Source organism: Cupriavidus necator (assembly GCF_040578825.1).
GTDB lineage: Bacteria > Pseudomonadota > Gammaproteobacteria > Burkholderiales > Burkholderiaceae > Cupriavidus > Cupriavidus necator_E.
The window spans coordinates 18,948-36,115 of record NZ_JBEFLI010000052.1 but is presented as its reverse complement, the minus strand read 5'-3'; the positions used below and the strand labels follow the sequence as shown (position 1 = coordinate 36,115).

The following is a 17,168-nucleotide window of genomic DNA, read 5'->3' as shown; positions in this document are numbered from 1 at the left end:
GCGGGGTTGCGGGGGCTAAATCGATGTGACGGCTTCGGCGTACGCCGGGATTCAGCGCGGCGCCGCGTGCACAACGGGCGGCTGCGGCAGCCACTCCACGCGCCAGCGCGGCGCGGCGGAGTCGGCCGGCCAGCGCCGGTGCATGCCGAGGCCGGCGGCCAGCACCAGCGTGTCGCCCGCCCACAGCAGCGGCAGCCAGGCCCGGCGCCACGCCGGGATGCCGGCCTCCTGGCAGGCCTGCTTGAGCGCGCGCGCGGGCCCGCCGGGGCGCAGCACGATGCGCTCGCCACCGGCACGGGCGGCCAGCCGCAAGGGCTGGCGCAGCACCGCTTCGGGCACGCCGAAGGTGTCGTCGCGGAAAAAGCGCAACTCGCCGCGCCACGCCGGCACCACGATGCGCGCCTCGCCGCGCCAGTCCAGCATCACGGGCGCGGGCGCCACTGCGGGCGGCGGCGTGCAGGCCAGCACGCGGTCGCGGAAGCGGCGCAACACCAGCCCGTCGTGCGGAATCGCCGGTTCGCCGCCGGCGTGCGTGACCAGTTGTTCGCGCATCGCCGCCAGCCGCGCGCCGGACGGTGCGCGCACGCCGAGATCGCGCAACCACAGGCGCAATACGGCGTCGGCGTGGGCCGCCGACAGTGCGCGCAGGCCGGTCAGGTCCAGCTCCGAAAGCGTGTCGCTGTCACGGCCGGCCCGCGCCAGTTGCGACAGCGCCGTGGCGGCGAGCTGGTCGATCAACTGGCTGGCCTGCGCGAAATGCGCCGCGGCCTGGACCACATTGGCGCGCAGCGCCGGAAAGGCCGACACCAGCGCCGGCATGTGCGCGCGCAAGGCATTGCGCGCGTAGCGGGCATCGGTATTGGAAGGATCTTCGATCCATTGCAGCGCATTCGCCGCGCAATAGGCATCGATCTCGTCGCGCGCGACGTCGAGCCAGGGGCGCAGCAGCATGACGCCGCTGTGTTCGTCGAGCGGGCGCATCGCCGGCATCCCCGCCATGCCCGCGACGCCGGCGCCGCGGAACAGCCGCAGCAGCACCGTCTCCACCTGGTCGTCCTGGTGATGCGCGAACAGCAGCAGGCGCGCGCCGCTGTCGGCACACATCGCCGAGAGCGCGGCGTAGCGCGCGCGGCGCGCGGCCGCCTCGACCCCCTCGCCCGCCTCTGGCTGCACCAACACGCGCCGCACGAAGTAGCCGACCTGCCACTGCGCACACAACCCGGCGCAGAAGCGGTCCCAGTCATCGGCGGCGGCCTGCAGCCCATGATGGACATGCAGCGCCACCACGCGCGCCGCCGTGCCCCAACCCGCCGCGGCGGCGCAGGCGGCATGCAGCAGCGCGACCGAATCGCGCCCGCCCGACAGCGCCACCGCCACCGTCAGCGCGCCCTCGCCCGCCCGCGCGCCATCGCCAGAAACAACAAAGGCCGCACCGGCCTGCATGGCCTGTGCGACCTTGTCGGTCAGCCGGGCGGAGGGGTCAGTCCTGGACGCCGGTTTCCTTGAACTTGCCATAGGCGAGCAGGCGTTCGTAGCGGCGAGCCTGCAGCTCCTTCACGCTCATGCCCTGGAACTGGCGCAGCGACTCGGCCAGCGAGCGCTTGAGCAGCGCCGCCATGGCCTTGTGGTCGCGGTGCGCGCCGCCCAGCGGCTCGCTGACGATCTTGTCGATCAGGCCCAGCGCCTTCAGGCGGTGCGCGGTCAGGCCCAGCGCCTCGGCGGCTTCCGGGGCCTTCTCGGCGGTTTTCCACAGGATCGAGGCGCAGCCTTCGGGCGAGATCACCGCGTAGGTGGCGAACTGCAGCATCTGCACCACGTCGCCCACGGCGATCGCCAGCGCGCCGCCCGAACCGCCTTCACCGATGATGGTGGCGATCAGGGGCACCTGCAGGCCTGCCATCACATACAGGTTGTGGCCGATGGCTTCGGACTGGCCGCGCTCTTCGGCGTCGATGCCGGGGAATGCGCCCGGGGTGTCGACAAAGGTGAAGATCGGCAGGCCGAACTTGTCCGCCAGCTCCATCAGGCGCTTGGCCTTGCGGTAGCCCTCGGGCTTGGGCATGCCGAAATTGCGCATGGCGCGCTCTTTCGTGTCACGGCCCTTCTGGTGGCCGATCACCATGCACGACTGGCCGTTAAAGCGCGCCAGGCCGCCGATGATCGACAGATCGTCGGCAAAGGTGCGGTCGCCGTGCAGTTCGTGGAAATCGGTGAAGATCTCGCGCACATAGTCCAGCGTATAGGGACGCTGGGGGTGGCGGGCGATTTGCGCAACCTGCCACGGGGTCAGGCTGGCGTAGATGTCTTTGGTGAGCTGCTGGCTCTTGCCGGCCAGCCGCGAAATCTCTTCGGAAATATCAACAGCCGAATCGTCCTGCACAAAGCGCAGTTCTTCGATCTTTGCCTCGAGTTCGGCAATGGGCTGCTCAAAATCCAGGAAGGTGGTTTTCATAAAATCACACGTACCTGTCTGTGAAGGGGCGCATTCTACCGGAATTTGGTCGCTATCTTAGCGCCAGCCAGATAGCCTGCAATGCACCTGAAGTTAATTTTTATTGCCGTGATGCCTAATACGTCACTGGCAGCGGGTCGAGACTGCGCCACATATACCAGGTTGCGACCGTGCGCCACGGTTCCCAGTTAGCCGCCACTTCGCGTGCCTCGCTGCGGGTGACGGGTTCGCCGCTGAAGTAGTTGGTAGAGATAGCATTGATCAGTCCCACGTCGTCGAGCGGCAGCACGTTGGGACGCATCAGGTTGAACATCAGGAACATCTCGGCGGTCCAGCGGCCGATGCCGCGGATCTGCGTCAGCTCGGCAATGACCGCTTCGTCGTCCATCTGCGCCCATTCTGCGACATGGACCCGGCCCGCCTTGAAGTGGTCGGCCAGGTCGATCATGTATTCCGCCTTGCGCTTGGACAGTCCGCAGCCGGCCAGCTTCTCGGTTCCCGCGCGCAGGAACTGCGCCGGCGTCAGTTTCGGGCAGGCCGCATGCAGCCGCTCCCACACCGACTGCGCCGCCTTGACCGAGATCTGCTGACCCACCACGGCGCGCGCCAGCGTGACGAACGGGTCGCCGCGCGACACCAGGTGCGCCGGGCCGTAGGTCGGGATCATCTTGCGCAGGATGCGGTCGCGCTTCATCAGGTCGGCGCAGGCCTCGTCCCAGTAGGCGGGGCGCACCGCGTCGATGACGGTCTCGACCGGCAGCGGCACCGCCTCCGCCTCCGGCAGCACGGCTTTGTGATTGCGCGCAGTCTTTGCCGAAACCGTGGTGGTGTCCTTGCCGTCGGGCAGCGGCGCCTCTTTGGCGCCGGCCTTGCCCGGCCGCGGCCCGGCCGCCTTCACGCGGCCGGTCGGGGCCGGCGGCGTGGCGTTGGCGGGCTTGCGCACGGCAGCGTTCAAGCACGCCTCCACTCGGTGGCACCGCCGGGCTTGTCTTCCAGCACGATGCCCGCTTCCAGCAGTTGAGCGCGGATGCGGTCCGCTTCGGCGAAGTCGCGCTGGACCTTGGCGGTCTTGCGCGCGGCGATCAGCGTTTCGATCTCTTGCGGCGACGGGCCGTCGTCGGACTTGCCGCCCTGCAGGAAGGTATGCGGATCACGCTCGAGCAGGCCGAGCGTGCCGGCCAGGCCCTTGAGCTGGCGCGCGGCAGCAGACGAGCCGGTGCGGTTGATTTCGCTGGCCAGGTCGAACAGCACTGCCATCGCGATCGGCGTGTTGAAGTCGTCGCCCATGGCTTCGGCGAAACGCTTTGCGTGCGGTTCCTCCCAGTCCACCGCGCAGCCGCCGGGCTGGTTGTCCTTGAGCGCGGTGTACAGGCGCGTCAGCGCATGGCGTGCATCGTCCAGGTGGGCGTCGCTGTAGTTCAGCGGACTGCGGTAGTGCGCGCGCAGGATAAAGAAGCGTACGACCTCGGCATCGTACGACTTCAAAACTTCCCTGATCGTGAAGAAATTGCCAAGCGACTTGGACATTTTCTCGTCGTTGATACGCACGAACCCGTTGTGCATCCACATGTTGACGAAGGGCTTGCCGCTGGCACCTTCGGACTGTGCGATCTCGTTTTCATGGTGCGGGAACTGCAGATCCGCCCCGCCGCCATGGATGTCGAAATGCTCGCCCAGCAGCGCGCAGCTCATCGCGGAGCATTCAATGTGCCAGCCCGGACGGCCGGCGCCCCACTTCGACGCCCACTTGCTCTCGGGCGGCTCGCTGTCCTTGGCGGATTTCCACAGCACGAAGTCGAGCGGATCCTGCTTGGCGTCGTTGGCGCTGACACGCTCGCCGGCGCGCAGGTCTTCCAGCGACTTGCCGGACAACTTGCCGTAGCCGTCAAACTTGCGCACCGAATAGTTGACGTCGCCGTCGCTGGCCTGATAGGCCAGGCCCTTCGCTTCGAGCTTGCCGATCATGTCGAGCATCTGCGGCACGAAGTCGGTGGCGCGTGGCTCGTGGTCCGGGCGGATCACGCCCAGCGCGGCGGCATCCTCGTGCATGTACTGGATGAAGCGCGTGGTGAGCTGGCCGATGGTCTCGCCGTTCTCGACGGCGCGACGGATGATCTTGTCATCGATATCGGTGATGTTCTGCACATACGTCACGTCGTAGCCCGCGGCGCGCAGCCAGCGGTGCACCATGTCGAACACCACCATCACGCGCGCGTGGCCGACGTGACAGTAGTCGTACACGGTCATGCCGCACACATACATGCGGACCTTGCCGGGTTCGATCGGCACGAATGGCTGTTTCTCACGCGCGAGCGTGTTGTAGATGTTCAGAAGCTGCATGAAACGAAGTGAGTGGTATGAGGAGACTGCCGGGTTCGCCCAGCAGGCAACGCGGATCCTTGCCGCGCCCGCGCCACGGGCGCGCCGCTGGCACCAGCCGCGACCGCATCGGCTGGCGCTGGCACAAATCCGCCGCGCCCCATATCTTACCGGAAGGCGGTGTACCGGTCGGCTGCCCGGCACCGCCCGGCCTGGGCCTGACTGATGCCCCAGCTTCGTGACCAACTTGCCGCTTTGCTAGAATGCCGCGGAGTATAACGGACCCGCCCTCAATGAGCCTGCTGCTGCCCTCCCCGTCCCCCGCCGCATCCAGCGGCCCCGCGCGTGCGCGCAGCCATCGCGCCGTGCTGGCCATGCTGGCCATGGCCGCCACGCTGGCCGGCGCTGCGCATGCGCAGCATGGTCCGCTGTCGATCCCGGCACCCACCTCACCGGTGGGCGATATCCGCTCGCTCGACCCGGGCATGAGCGAAGCCCAGCAGGCCGCCAACGCGCGCCGCTACGAGGAGGCCATCAAGGGGTACGACCGGGTGCTCGCCAACAACCCGCGCAATGCGCAGGCCCGCTTCCAGCGCGCCTGGGCGCTGGCGCAGCTGGGCCGGGATGACGAGGCGATCAAGGCCTTTGCCGAAATGGCGCAGGATTTCCCCGAACTGCCCGAACCGCACAACAACCTGGCGCTGCTCTATGCCAAGCGCGGCGACCTGAAGCGGGCCGAGTCCGAACTGCTGCTGGCCACCGAGGTCAAGCCGGCCTTTGCCATCGCCTATACCAACCTGGGCGATGTCTACCGCCGCCTGGCCGAGCAGGCCTACGCCGAGGCGCTGCGCCGCAATCCGGGCGATACCCGCGCCAGTGCCGCGCTGCGCGAGCTGCGCCCCGCGGGCACGCCTGCGGACACGCCTTCGGTCACGCCGGCGACGCCAGCAGCCACGCCGGCCGCGCCCGCCACCGGCCGCAAACCGAAACCAGCGGGCCGCAAGATGCCCGCCAGCGCTCCCGCCGCCAACTGACGGCGTCACTCCCAGCGATGCCCGGCTGCGGCGCAGCCGGGTCGCATGAATCCAGCCCTACCGGAGTTCCTATATGATCCGTTCCCGTCGCATCGTCCTGGCCGCCGTCGCGGCAAGCGCACTGGCGCTGTCGTCGTTCAGCGCCATCGCGCAGCAGAAGGCCGCCGAGCGCGTCCAGTTCGTCACCAGCGCCGGCAAGTTCACGGTCGAGCTGTACCCCGATGCGGCGCCGAAGACGGTTGCCAACTTCCTGGAATATGTGAAGAGCGGCTTCTACAGCGGCACCATCTTCCACCGCGTGATCAACGGCTTCATGGTGCAGGGCGGCGGCTTCGACCGCGACATGAAGGAAAAGCCCACGCGCGCGCCGATTCCGCTGGAAGCGCGCAGCGGCCTGAAGAACAAGGCCGGCACGGTGGCGATGGCACGCACCAGCAACCCCGACTCGGCCACCGCGCAGTTCTTCGTCAATGTGGTGGATAATCCGAGTCTCGACTACCCGCAGCCGGACGGCAACGGCTACGCAGTCTTCGGCAAGGTGGTGGAAGGCATGGACACGATCGACAAGATCAAGACCGTGCCGACCACGGCCTATGGCCCCATGCGCAATGTGCCGGCCTCGCCGATCGTGATCGAGTCGGCCACTGTCGTCAAATAACACACCGAACAGAGGAAACCCATGTCCAAGGTACAGCTCCACACCAACCAGGGTGTCATCACTATCGAACTCGACGCCGAGAAGGCACCGAAGTCCGTCGAGAACTTCCTGTCGTACGTGCGCAAGGGCCACTATGACAACACCATCTTCCATCGCGTGATCAAGAACTTCATGATCCAGGGCGGCGGCTTCGAGCCCGGCATGAAGCAAAAGGGCACCGACGCCCCGATCGAGAACGAAGCCGGCAACGGCCTGAAGAACGACCGCTACACCGTGGCGATGGCGCGCACCAACGCGCCGCACTCGGCCACCGCGCAGTTCTTCATCAACGTGGTCGACAACGACTTCCTGAACTTCACCTCGCCCACGCCGCAGGGCTTCGGCTACGCCGTGTTCGGCAAGGTGGTGGAGGGCACCGAAGTGGTCGACCAGATCAAGGGCGTGCGCACCGGCAGCTCGGGCTTCCACCAGGACGTGCCGCTGGAAGACGTGGTGATCGAGAAGGCTGTCGTCGTCGAATAAGCCTATGCGTATCGATTGCGGTTCCGTGCGCGCCCCCGTGCCGGCATTTTTCTACCGACACCGCGCATGACCGCAATCTCCCACACGCCGGTGGCCGGTCCCCTCGAGGTCCAGGCGCCGGCGTGGTTCATTTCAGACCTGCATCTGACGCCTGGCATGCCGCGCACGCTCACGGCCTTCGAGCGCACGCTCGAGCGCGCCGCGCACGGCGCGCGCTCATTGTTCATCCTGGGCGACTTCTTTGAATTCTGGGTCGGCGATGAAGAAACCGACTCGCCGTTCGCGCAACGCGTGGCGGACGCGCTGCACGCGCTGTCGGCACGCGGCGTGGCGGTGTACCTGATGCATGGCAACCGGGACTTCCTGCTGGGCAAGCGCTTTGCCGCCGCGGCAGGAGCGAAGCTGCTGCCCGATCCCACCGTCATCGATTGCGCCGGCCAGCGCGTGGTGCTGAGCCACGGCGACATGCTGTGCATCGACGACGAACGCTATAACCGGTTCCGTCGCTGGACGCGCAAAGGATGGGTGCAGCGGGTATTCCTGGCGCTGCCGCTGCGCTTGCGTTTGTCGATTGCGCGCAAGTTGCGGGCCGATAGTGAAGGCAATCGCGCAAGGCAGCGAAGCGCGGGAGCGGCCATGCCGGTGATCTATGGCGATGTGGCGCCTGCCGCCGCGGCCGAATTGCTTGGTGCGGCCGGGGCGTCGCTGCTGGTGCATGGGCACACGCATCGGCCGGCGCGGCATGAAGAGGCCGCGGGGGTGCGGTGGGTGCTGACGGATTGGGACCTGGATGGCGCGCATCCGCGGGCGGCGGTGCTGGAGCTCGCTGAGGGCGGCTTCAGGTTGTTGCCGCAGACGGATTGAGAACGCCGCGCAAATGGTATTCCCAAGCATCTAAACCGCTGCCTGTTTGCTCCCTCTCCCGCACGCGCCGCAAGCGGGAGAGGGGAGCAGACCCGCAGCGCGCCAGGCGCGTACTAGCGAGCCAGGCCTTGACCCCTATCCCACTCACTTCATCAGCTTGCGCAACTCACTAGCATCGAAGCGATCATTCGGCGTGTTCTCCAGGTGTTCCCCAAGCCGGTCCAACGCCGCCAGCACTGCCTCGATCCGCTCATGCTGGCGCGCCGCATTGTCGATCAGGCTCTTCAGCGCCAGCGACACCGGATCGTCCGCATTGGGCGTGATGCCGTAGGCCGAGAACTCCTGCTTGGCGCCCTGCTGCGCGGCCGGCGCGTCGGGCAGGATGATGCGCGCCGGCACGCCGACCGCGGTCGCGCCCGGCGGCACCGGCTTGAGCACCACGGCATTGGAGCCCACGCGCGCGCCATCGCCCACCACGAACCCACCCAGCACCTTGGCACCGGCGCTCACCACCACATTGGCGCCCAGCGTCGGATGCCGCTTCTGGCCCTTGTACAGCGAGGTGCCACCCAGCGTCACGCCCTGGTAGATGGTGCAGTCGTCGCCGATCTCGGCGGTTTCGCCGATCACCACGCCCATGCCGTGGTCGATGAATACGCGCCGCCCCAGCCGCACCGCCGGGTGGATCTCGATGCCGGTCAGGAAGCGCGACCAGTGCGAGATCCAGCGCCCCAGCCAGTGAAAGCCGGAGTTCCAGCAGGCGTGGGCAAAACGGTGAAACACCACGGCATGCAGGCCGGGGTAGCAGGTGAGGACTTCGAGACGACTGCGCGCGGCGGGATCGCGCAGCATGATCGTGTCGATATCTTCCTTCAGGCGAGAGAACATCTTGGTCGTGTCGTGTTGCCGCGCCGTGCGCCGCGCCACGCGAGGCATGTGCCTGGGGCAGGGTCGCCGGCGAGGTCGGTGGCCGGTGAGGACGGAATCAGCGAGTGTAAGAGATTCGAGCGCCGGATGCCGTCAGGGACATTGGGGCGAAGCGGCGATCAACATCGCCCGGGCACGCGCGCGACCGCAGCGGCAGGATGGCAGCACACGCGCTTGCCGCGCATGCCAGCATCGTCCTGCATCGAATCGCTACGGGTTGCTGCCACTTGTCCTTGCTCCAGTCACTGGTCCCCTGCGGTGCTCCCTTCAGCAGGCGCACCGGGGGCCGGCTTGTCTTTGGCGGCGATCAGCATGTGCTTGGCGATGCCGCGCAGGATATTCACTTCCTCGCGCTCCAGGCCGCTGCGGGCCAGCAGCCGGCGCAGCCGCGTCATCAGCTTGCGCGGGTTGGACGGATCGAGGAAACCGATCGCCTCCAGGCCCGACTGCAGATGCCCGAACATGGCCTCGACCTGTTCGGCCGTGGCCGGCTCACCAGCATAGCCGATATTGGCGCCCGCGTCCGCCGGCGCCGCAGGCGCCTCGGCCGCATCCAGCAGTGCCAGCCGCAGCTCGTAGGCGACAAGCTGCACCGCCTGCGCCAGGTTCAGCGAGGTATAGGCGGGATTGGCGGGGATATGCGTGACGGCCATGCAGCGCTCGACCACCTCGTTGGGCAGGCCATAGCGCTCGTTGCCGAAGATAAAGGCGATATCGCCGCTGCCGGTCAGCGTCTGGCAGGCGCGCTCCGCGGCGGCGCGCGGCAGCAGCCGGGGCGGGCCGAACTCGCGCTGGCGTGCAGTCATGGCCACGGTCAGCGCCGCGCCCGCCAGTGCCGGGTCGATCCGGTCGACGATCACGGCGGCCGCCAGCACATCGTCGGCGCCGCTGGCCATGGCGATGGCGTCGGGGTGGCGCAGCACATCGGGCTCGCGCGGCGAAACCAGCACCAGGCTGCCGAAGCCCATGGTCTTGATCGCACGTGCCACCGAGCCGACATTGCCCGGATGGCTGGTCTCGACCAGCACAAAGCGCACCCGGCCGAAGGCATCGCGGTCACTGCTGCCTGGGTCAGGCTGGGCCGCGGATGGGGTCTGGCTCGTGCCGCTCGTGTCGATTGCCGGGTTCATATACAATTCGGGGTTCTTCTTTGGCGCGGCGCCAGGTTTTCCGCTTGCTCGCGAGACTTTCGCGACACATTGACAGCAGAGCCGGCGACGCCCGACGTTCTTCTACAATCCGTTGTGTTGTTCGCTGCCCATGGGCGAGCGCGCGGTGCCATGAGCACCCCGCCGCTTCGTCGTGGCCGGCCTGGAGAGATTCATGCATCCGATGCTCAATATCGCCATCAAGGCGGCCCGCAAGGCGGGATCCATCATCAACCGCGCGTCCCTGGACGTCGATCTGGTGCGCGTCTCGCGCAAGCAACACAACGATTTCGTTACCGAGGTGGACCGCGCCGCCGAAGCCGCGATCATCGAGGTCATCCGCGCCGCCTACCCGGAACACGCCATTCTAGCGGAAGAGTCCGGCCAGTCCTGGGCCGAGGGCGACGACGCGCACGAGTACACCTGGGTCATCGACCCGCTCGACGGCACCACCAACTTTATCCACGGCTTCCCCCAGTACGCGGTCTCGATCGCCCAGCTCCATCGCGGCATGCCGGTGCAGGCTGTGGTCTACGACCCGACCCGCGACGAGCTGTTCACCGCCACCAAGGGTGCCGGCGCCTTCCTGAATAACCGCCGCATCCGCGTGACGCGCCGCGACAAGCTGGCCGATTGCCTGATCGGCACCGGTTTCCCGTACCGCGACCTGGAAGGCGTTGACGAGTACCTGGAAGTTTTCTCGGTGATGACGCGCAGCTGCGCCGGCCTGCGCCGCCCGGGCGCGGCCGCGCTGGACCTGGCTTACGTCGCCTGCGGCCGCCTGGACGGTTTCTTCGAGCGCGGCCTGCAGCCGTGGGACATGGCCGCCGGCATGCTGCTGATCACCGAATCGGGCGGCCTGGTCGGCAATTACGCCGGCGAGCCGCGCCAGATGGAACAGGGCGAAGTGCTGGCGGGCAACCCGAAGGCGTTCGCCCAGATGGTACGCCTGCTGTCGCCGTACTCGCTCGACAACGCCAAGCCCGCCGCCGCCTGACAAAGGCCACGCCGATGACCTGACGGTCATCACGGCAGCAACGCCCGCCGCAACCCGGCGGGCGTTTTGTTTTCCGGCCGCAGACCGTTCCCGCAGACGGTTCTCATACCTCCGACGACCATGATCCTTGTCAAGGTCGCACCGCCCTGCCCTCCCCAGAATGAAACCATGCGCCACGCACCGTGCGCGCGGATTCATGCAGAGGAGAGCCCAGGATGTTTCCCGAGTACCGCGACCAGATCTCAGCCCTGAAGACGCAGGACGCCCACTTCGCCCGCCTGTTCCATCGGCACAATGCACTGGACCAGGAAATCCGCAATATGGAGGCCGGCATCATCCCGGCCTCGACCTTCGAGATCGAGCGGCTGAAGAAGGAAAAGCTGCACATCAAGGACCAGCTCTACGGCATCCTGCGCAACGCCGCGGCCTCGGCCTGACGGGAGGACCGGAATGACCGAGCAGGACACCACCCCGGCACTTCCTCGCCCCGCACCTCTTCGCCCCGCAGCCACCACCGGCACCGCACCGCCGCAACGCCCCCGCGCCGCCGGCAAGGGCGACGTGCTGCCGACCAACTCGGCGCTGTCGGCCGAGCGCAACGAAGTCAGCGGGGCCGTCGACGCCGCCGTGCAGCTCGCGGCCAGCAGCATGCAGGACATCCTGGCCAGTTGCGCCGGCAAGGACGGCCCCGGCGTGCTGGATACGATGCGCACGCTGCTTGACGGCCTCGCTCCCGATGAAGCCGCGCAACTGCGCAGCCTGATCCTCGAAGGCGATCCTTCGGCCTGGCAGTCCGGCCGCAAGCGCCACCCTGACGATGAGCTGGCCCCCGGCTGGCGCGAAGGTGCATACCCGTACCTGAACCTGATGTCGCGGCGCAATTACGAGAAGCAGAAATACCGGCTGCAGGTCGAGCTGCTCAAGTTCCAGGCCTGGGTGCGTGAAACCGGGCAGCGCGTGGTGATCGTCTTCGAAGGACGCGATGCCGCCGGCAAGGGCGGCACCATCAAACGCTTCATGGAACATATGAACCCACGCGGCGCACGCGTGGTCGCGCTGGAGAAGCCGAGCGAATCCGAACGCGGCCAGTGGTACTTCCAGCGCTACGTCCAGCACCTGCCGTCGGCCGGCGAGATCGTGCTGTTCGACCGCTCCTGGTACAACCGCGCGGGGGTCGAATACGTGATGGGCTTCTGCACGCCGCGCGAGTACCAGGACTTCCTGCAGCAGGCACCCGAGTTCGAGCGGCACCTGGTCCGCAGCGGCATCCACCTGTTCAAGTTCTGGTTCTCGGTCAGCCAGAAGGAACAGCGCCGGCGCTTCCGCGAGCGAGAGATCCATCCGCTCAAGCAATGGAAACTGAGCCCGGTCGACGTCGCCTCGCTGGACAAGTGGGAGGACTACACCCGCGCCAAGGAAGCGATGTTCGCCCACACCGACACCGCCGATGCGCCTTGGACCGTGATCCGCTCGGACTGCAAGAAGCGCGCGCGGCTCAATGCGCTGCGCTACATCTTGTCGCGCTTCCCTTACGCCAACCGCGATACCACCGCCATCGGCCAGCCCGATCCGCTGATTGTCGGGCGCGCACTGGCCAACTGAACCGGCGGCGCCGCCTGTGCGGCGGCACCGGCCAGGTTTCCCTTCCCCTTTCTCCCTCCCTTACTGAAAAGGCCCCAATGTTCAAGCACATCCTGCTGCCCGTCGACGGTTCCGAGCTTTCCCAGAAAGCCGTGTCCGCCGCCATCCAGTTCGCCCGCACCGCCGCGGCGCGCCTGACGCCCTATATGTGCGTGGAGACCTATCCCTACTCGCTGACCAGCGACAGCAGCCATGAAAAGCGCGAGGTGTTCCAGCAGCGCGTGGAAGCGCAGGCGCGCCAGGAACTTGGCAAGATCGAGTCCGCGGCGGCGCTGGCCGGCGTGCCATGCACCGGCCACATCTCGTCGGCGATGGCGCCGTACCACGGCATCATCAATGCCGCCCGGGAACTGAACTGCGACGTGATCTTCATGGCCTCGCACGGCCGCAAGGGCATCAGCGGGCTGCTGCTGGGCAGCGAGACGCAGAAGGTGCTGACCCACAGCGACGTGCCGGTGCTGGTGTTCCGCTGAGTTTCCGCTGGTTTTTCCGCTCAGGGCGCAGCGTTGACGCCCCACGCGCCGCGCGCAAATCCGGTCCGCGCAGCGCGGCAGCCGCTGCCCCGTGCTGTACCATATCGCCCATATTCGAAAACACCCCCTCGCGCCACGGCCACAGACCGCCGGATGCCCCGCCCTGAGAGCCTGAAGGCCCCCGCGCGGCCGCCCTCCGGAGCGCGCCAGGGCGGTGATCGTGCGGACGGGGCGGCACAGCGCAGCCCACCGCCAGACAGGCTAATGGCAATGGGATTGCAGAAAAAAACAGACCCGGAACAGGCACAGGCGCAGGCTGATTCAACGGCCAGCCGCCACACGCCAATGATGCAGCAATACCTTCGCATCAAGGCAGACCACCCCGACACCCTGCTGTTCTACCGCATGGGTGACTTCTACGAGCTGTTCCACGACGACGCCGAAAAGGCGGCCCGGCTGCTCGATATCACGCTGACCGCACGCGGCGCTTCCAATGGCGTGCCGATCCGCATGGCGGGCATCCCGTTCCATTCGGCCGATCAGTACCTGGCGCGGCTGGTGAAGCTGGGCGAATCGGTGGCGATCTGCGAGCAGATCGGCGATCCGGCCACCAGCAAGGGACCGGTGGAGCGCAAGGTGGTGCGCATTGTCACGCCGGGCACGCTGACCGACAGCGCGCTGCTGCCGGACAAGGCCGATACCTTCCTGATGGCGGTGCACCAGCAGACCACACGGCGCGGCATCAGCAAGACCGGGCTGGCGTGGCTTAACCTGGCCAGCGGCGAACTGCGGCTGATGGAGTGCGAGGTGGCACAGCTCGGCCGCGAGCTGGAGCGTATCCGCCCGGCCGAACTGCTGTATGCCGATGGCATCGAACTGCCCGCGCTGGCGTGCGCTCGCACGCGGCTGCCGGAATGGCATTTCGACCAGGATGCCGGCACGCGCCGGCTGCGCGAACAGCTTGGCGTTGCCAGCCTGGACCCGTTCGGCTGCGTCGGCCTCGGTGCGGCGTTGGGCGCCGCCGGTGCGCTGCTGAACTATGCCGCCAACACGCAAGGCCAGTCGTTGCGCCATGTTCAAGGCGTCAAGGTGGAGCGTGAGTCGGAGTATGTGGGCCTGGATTCGGCCACGCGGCGCAATCTGGAACTGACTGAAACGCTGCGCGGCGGCGAGTCGCCGACGCTGTTCTCGCTGCTCGACACCTGCTGCACGGCGATGGGCAGCCGCGCGCTGCGCCACTGGCTGCACCACCCGCTGCGCGACCCCGCGGTGCCGCAGGCGCGCCAGCAGGCCATCGGCGTGCTGATCGACCAGGGCACCGATGCGCTGCGCTCGGCGCTGCGCCGTCTTGCCGATGTCGAGCGCATCACCGCGCGCCTGGCGCTGCTGGGTGCGCGTCCGCGTGACCTGTCGTCGCTGCGCGATACGCTGCGGGCGCTGCCTGACGTGCAGGCCTGCATTCCCGCCGACCAGGACAGCACGCTGCTGGCGCAGACGCTCGATGACCTGGCCGTGCCGCAGGACTGCCTGGACCTGCTGGTACGCGCCGTCGCCGATGAGCCCGCCACCGCGGTGCGCGATGGCGGCGTGATCGCGCGCGGCTACGACAAGGATCTGGACGAACTGCGCGATATTTCCGAGAACTGCGGCCAGTTCCTGATCGACCTGGAAGCGCGCGAGCGCAGCCGCACCGGCATCGCCAACCTGCGCGTGGAGTTCAACCGCGTGCATGGCTTCTATATCGAGGTCACTAACGGCCAGGCCGACAAGGTGCCCGACGACTACCGCCGCCGGCAGACGCTGAAGAACGCCGAGCGCTATATCACGCCGGAGCTGAAGGCGTTCGAAGACAAGGCGCTGTCGGCGCAGGACCGCGCGCTGGCGCGCGAGAAGCAGCTCTACGACGGGCTGCTGCAGGCGCTGCTGCCGCATATCGGCGAGCTGCAGCGCGTGGCGGGCGCGCTGGCGCGGCTCGATGTGCTGGCCGCCTTGGCCGAGCGCGCGCAGACACTGGACTGGTCGGCGCCGGTGCGCGTCGCCGAGAACGTGGTCGATATCGTGCAGGGCCGCCACCCGGTGGTAGAGGCCCAGCTCGCGGCGGAGTCGGTGGCGTTTATCGCCAACGCCTGCCAGCTCAATGAAGCGCGCAAGCTACTGCTGATCACCGGCCCCAACATGGGCGGTAAATCGACCTTCATGCGCCAGACCGCGCTGATCGTGCTGCTGGCCTGCGTGGGCGCCTACGTGCCGGCGCGGCGCGCGGTGATCGGTCCGATCGACCGCATCTTCACCCGCATCGGCGCCGCCGACGACCTGGCCGGCGGGCGCTCCACCTTCATGGTGGAGATGACCGAGGCAGCCGGCATCCTGCACCATGCCACGCCCGCGTCGCTGGTGCTGATGGACGAGATCGGCCGCGGCACTTCCACGTTTGACGGGCTGGCGCTGGCGTGGGCGATCGCGCGTCACCTTTTGTCGCACAACCGCAGCCATACCCTGTTCGCCACGCACTATTTCGAGCTGACGCAACTGCCGCAGGAATTCCCGCAGGCGGCCAACGTGCACCTGTCGGCGGTCGAGCATGGCGACGGCATCGTGTTCCTGCATGCGGTGCAGGACGGCCCCGCCAGCCAGAGCTACGGCCTGCAGGTGGCGCAGCTCGCGGGCGTGCCGCAGCCGGTGATCCGCGCGGCGCGCAAGCACCTGGCCTGGCTGGAGCAGCAATCGGCCGATGCCACGCCCACGCCGCAGCTCGACCTGTTCGCCGCGCCGCCGACGCCCGAGACCGACGACGAAGAGGACGACATCACCGCGCCGGCCACCCTGTCCGCCGCGCCGGCGCCCGAGCAGGCCGCCGTCATCGACGCGCTGGCGGACCTGGACCCCGACAGCCTGACGCCGCGCGCCGCGCTCGATGCGCTGTATCGCCTCAAGGCGCTCGCCGGCGAGTCGTTCGACACCGTATGAACACCTCGCGCCGGCGGGCCCTGCTCGCTGTCACCGCCCTGCTGCTGCCGCTGCTGTGCGCGGCCGGCATGGCCTGGGCCGCGCCCGCGGGCCGCGGCGGCAAGGCGCCGCCCAAGCCGCCGCCCAAGCCGCGGGTGACGCGCATCGCGCTGCTTGCCGACCTGCCGCAATGGCCCGCCGCCGAGGCCAATGCGGCGACGCTGTTCGACTACCTTGCCGAGCGCAAGCTCGACCTGGTGATCCATGCCGGCGGCATCAAGGGCGATACGGAATCGTGCAGCGATGTGGTGCTGACCAGCCGCCAGCAACTGCTGAGCCAGTCGCCGCTGCCGCTTATCTACGTGCCCGGCGAGACCGACTGGGCTGAATGCAGGCTGCCGGTCAACGGCGGCTTCGATGCGGTCGAACGGCTGAACCGGCTGCGCGAGCTGTTCTTCCCCGAGGACGCCACGCTGGGCCGCAATCCGCGGCCGGTGCAGCGGCAATCGGACCAGGCGCTGTTCCGCAGCTTCCGCGAGAACATGCGCATGAGCGTGGGCGATGTGCTGATCGTCGGCCTGAATGTGCCGGGCGACAACAACCACTATCGCAACGAAGGCGGGCGCAATAGCGAATTCGAAGACCGCCGCGAGGCCAACCGGCAATGGCTCGCGCGCGCGTTCACGCTGGCGCGGCAGCGCGACATGGATGGCATCGTGGTGGTCGCGCACGGCGATCCGCATTTTGCCAACGGCTGGGAGAAGAAGGGCCGGCCGTCGCTGCTGGACGGCTTCATGCGCCATCGCACGCGCGATGGCTACCTCGAATTCAAGCGCCAGTTGCGCGATCTGACCGCGCGCTTCCGCGGCCAGGTGTTGCTGGTGCATGCGGGCGAGACCGGCGGCGAAGGCGGCGATGCTGGCGGCTTCGGCACCGACAAGCCGCTGCGCGACAGCAATGGCAAGACCCTGCAGAACTTCACGCGCGTGTCGCTGCCCACCGCCACGGTGTCGCAGTGGACCGAGCTGCTGATCACGCCGGGCGCGGCGTCGCCTTTCTCGGTGACGCTCAAGGACGCGCCGCCGGTTCACTGAACCGCTTTCACTAACGAACCAACGTCGCCACGGAGCGCCGCCACAAAATGAAAAAGCCGGCGATCAGCCGGCTTTTCCATGGGGCGCTGGGGA

General features: G+C 67.8%; 16 protein-coding genes. 10 read left to right on the top strand and 6 right to left on the bottom strand.

The genetic code is table 11. The features are described 5' to 3' along the window. Positions 1–51: 51 nt before the first annotated feature. The 4 genes from tilS to cysS all read right to left on the bottom strand — a co-directional run bounded on the left by tilS (position 52) and on the right by cysS (position 4,792). Entirely contained in the window at positions 52–1,515 is a 1,464-nt protein-coding gene (gene tilS / locus AB1I47_RS23125; protein ID WP_354686048.1) for a tRNA lysidine(34) synthetase TilS, read from the bottom strand. Next, the gene (locus AB1I47_RS23120) at positions 1,481–2,452 is read right to left on the bottom strand and encodes an acetyl-CoA carboxylase carboxyltransferase subunit alpha (protein ID WP_354686047.1); all 972 of its coding nucleotides are present in this window, start codon (positions 2,450–2,452) and stop codon (positions 1,481–1,483) included. Before AB1I47_RS23120 ends, tilS begins: the two co-directional genes overlap by 35 nt. A 115-nt stretch (positions 2,453–2,567) precedes the next feature. Then, the gene (locus tag AB1I47_RS23115) at positions 2,568–3,407 is read right to left on the bottom strand and encodes a DNA-3-methyladenine glycosylase (RefSeq protein WP_354686046.1); all 840 of its coding nucleotides are present in this window, start codon (positions 3,405–3,407) and stop codon (positions 2,568–2,570) included. Beyond that, positions 3,404–4,792: a cysteine--tRNA ligase gene (cysS, locus tag AB1I47_RS23110; RefSeq protein ID WP_354686045.1), complete on the bottom strand. Its 1,389-nt coding sequence runs from the start codon at positions 4,790–4,792 to the stop codon at positions 3,404–3,406. The genes AB1I47_RS23115 and cysS overlap by 4 nt, the downstream gene beginning before the upstream one ends. Before the next feature lie 272 nt (positions 4,793–5,064). Between cysS and AB1I47_RS23105 the strand changes: the two genes are divergently transcribed. The 4 genes from AB1I47_RS23105 (at position 5,065) to AB1I47_RS23090 (ending at position 7,849) form a co-directional block, all read left to right on the top strand. Then, positions 5,065–5,805 (top strand): tetratricopeptide repeat protein, encoded by a 741-nt coding sequence (locus AB1I47_RS23105; protein WP_354686044.1) that lies wholly within the window; start codon positions 5,065–5,067, stop codon positions 5,803–5,805. Between the two features lie 73 nt (positions 5,806–5,878). Next, complete coding sequence (locus tag AB1I47_RS23100; RefSeq protein WP_354686043.1) at positions 5,879–6,463, top strand: peptidylprolyl isomerase; 585 nt, start codon at positions 5,879–5,881, stop codon at positions 6,461–6,463. A 21-nt stretch (positions 6,464–6,484) separates the two neighbouring features. Next, positions 6,485–6,985 carry a peptidylprolyl isomerase gene (locus tag AB1I47_RS23095; protein WP_354686042.1) on the top strand — a complete coding sequence of 167 codons (501 nt, stop codon included), beginning with the start codon at positions 6,485–6,487 and terminating at the stop codon, positions 6,983–6,985. Between the two features lie 66 nt (positions 6,986–7,051). Continuing rightward, positions 7,052–7,849, top strand: coding sequence for a UDP-2,3-diacylglucosamine diphosphatase (locus AB1I47_RS23090; RefSeq protein ID WP_354686041.1), 798 nt, complete (start codon positions 7,052–7,054; stop codon positions 7,847–7,849). 144 nt (positions 7,850–7,993) lie between these two features. Here the strand turns inward: AB1I47_RS23090 and cysE are convergent, their stop codons facing one another. Both cysE and AB1I47_RS23080 read right to left on the bottom strand, forming a co-directional pair. Further along, the gene (gene cysE / locus AB1I47_RS23085) at positions 7,994–8,737 is read right to left on the bottom strand and encodes a serine O-acetyltransferase (RefSeq protein WP_354686040.1); all 744 of its coding nucleotides are present in this window, start codon (positions 8,735–8,737) and stop codon (positions 7,994–7,996) included. A 281-nt stretch (positions 8,738–9,018) separates the two neighbouring features. Next, a complete protein-coding gene (locus AB1I47_RS23080; protein ID WP_354686039.1) occupies positions 9,019–9,906 on the bottom strand; it encodes an RNA methyltransferase in 888 nt (295 codons plus the stop codon). A gap of 193 nt (positions 9,907–10,099) precedes the next feature. Here AB1I47_RS23080 and AB1I47_RS23075 point away from each other — a divergent pair, with 193 nt between their 5' ends. The 6 genes from AB1I47_RS23075 (at position 10,100) to AB1I47_RS23050 (ending at position 17,075) form a co-directional block, all read left to right on the top strand. Next, on the top strand, positions 10,100–10,921 hold the full coding sequence (locus AB1I47_RS23075; protein ID WP_354686038.1) for an inositol monophosphatase family protein: 822 nt from the start codon (positions 10,100–10,102) through the stop codon (positions 10,919–10,921). Between the two features lie 215 nt (positions 10,922–11,136). Next, entirely contained in the window at positions 11,137–11,358 is a 222-nt protein-coding gene (locus AB1I47_RS23070; RefSeq protein WP_354686037.1) for an HP1242/YdcH family protein, read from the top strand. A gap of 13 nt (positions 11,359–11,371) precedes the next feature. Beyond that, positions 11,372–12,523 carry a polyphosphate kinase 2 gene (gene ppk2, locus AB1I47_RS23065; RefSeq protein ID WP_407935888.1) on the top strand — a complete coding sequence of 384 codons (1,152 nt, stop codon included), beginning with the start codon at positions 11,372–11,374 and terminating at the stop codon, positions 12,521–12,523. A 77-nt stretch (positions 12,524–12,600) separates the two neighbouring features. After that, on the top strand, positions 12,601–13,035 hold the full coding sequence (locus tag AB1I47_RS23060) for a universal stress protein (protein WP_354686036.1): 435 nt from the start codon (positions 12,601–12,603) through the stop codon (positions 13,033–13,035). Positions 13,036–13,305: 270 nt separating this feature from the next. Then, positions 13,306–16,002 (top strand): DNA mismatch repair protein MutS, encoded by a 2,697-nt coding sequence (gene mutS, locus AB1I47_RS23055; RefSeq protein WP_354686035.1) that lies wholly within the window; start codon positions 13,306–13,308, stop codon positions 16,000–16,002. After that, positions 15,999–17,075, top strand: coding sequence for a hypothetical protein (locus AB1I47_RS23050; protein ID WP_354686034.1), 1,077 nt, complete (start codon positions 15,999–16,001; stop codon positions 17,073–17,075). Before mutS ends, AB1I47_RS23050 begins: the two co-directional genes overlap by 4 nt. The last annotated feature ends 93 nt before the right edge of the window (positions 17,076–17,168 follow it).

Excerpts from the sequence above, each read along its gene's own strand:
- tilS (WP_354686048.1), bottom strand. The coding sequence starts at position 1,515 with ATGGCAAGTTCAAGGAAACCGGCGTCCAGGACTGACCCCTCCGCCCGG.
- AB1I47_RS23120 (WP_354686047.1), bottom strand. The coding sequence starts at position 2,452 with ATGAAAACCACCTTCCTGGATTTTGAGCAGCCCATTGCCGAACTCGAG.
- cysS (WP_354686045.1), bottom strand. The coding sequence starts at position 4,792 with ATGCAGCTTCTGAACATCTACAACACGCTCGCGCGTGAGAAACAGCCA.
- AB1I47_RS23105 (WP_354686044.1), top strand. The coding sequence starts at position 5,065 with ATGAGCCTGCTGCTGCCCTCCCCGTCCCCCGCCGCATCCAGCGGCCCC.
- AB1I47_RS23100 (WP_354686043.1), top strand. The coding sequence starts at position 5,879 with ATGATCCGTTCCCGTCGCATCGTCCTGGCCGCCGTCGCGGCAAGCGCA.
- AB1I47_RS23095 (WP_354686042.1), top strand. The coding sequence starts at position 6,485 with ATGTCCAAGGTACAGCTCCACACCAACCAGGGTGTCATCACTATCGAA.
- AB1I47_RS23090 (WP_354686041.1), top strand. The coding sequence starts at position 7,052 with ATGACCGCAATCTCCCACACGCCGGTGGCCGGTCCCCTCGAGGTCCAG.
- cysE (WP_354686040.1), bottom strand. The coding sequence starts at position 8,737 with ATGTTCTCTCGCCTGAAGGAAGATATCGACACGATCATGCTGCGCGAT.
- AB1I47_RS23080 (WP_354686039.1), bottom strand. The coding sequence starts at position 9,906 with ATGAACCCGGCAATCGACACGAGCGGCACGAGCCAGACCCCATCCGCG.
- AB1I47_RS23075 (WP_354686038.1), top strand. The coding sequence starts at position 10,100 with ATGCATCCGATGCTCAATATCGCCATCAAGGCGGCCCGCAAGGCGGGA.
- AB1I47_RS23070 (WP_354686037.1), top strand. The coding sequence starts at position 11,137 with ATGTTTCCCGAGTACCGCGACCAGATCTCAGCCCTGAAGACGCAGGAC.
- ppk2 (WP_407935888.1), top strand. The coding sequence starts at position 11,372 with ATGACCGAGCAGGACACCACCCCGGCACTTCCTCGCCCCGCACCTCTT.
- AB1I47_RS23060 (WP_354686036.1), top strand. The coding sequence starts at position 12,601 with ATGTTCAAGCACATCCTGCTGCCCGTCGACGGTTCCGAGCTTTCCCAG.
- mutS (WP_354686035.1), top strand. The coding sequence starts at position 13,306 with ATGGGATTGCAGAAAAAAACAGACCCGGAACAGGCACAGGCGCAGGCT.
- AB1I47_RS23050 (WP_354686034.1), top strand. The coding sequence starts at position 15,999 with ATGAACACCTCGCGCCGGCGGGCCCTGCTCGCTGTCACCGCCCTGCTG.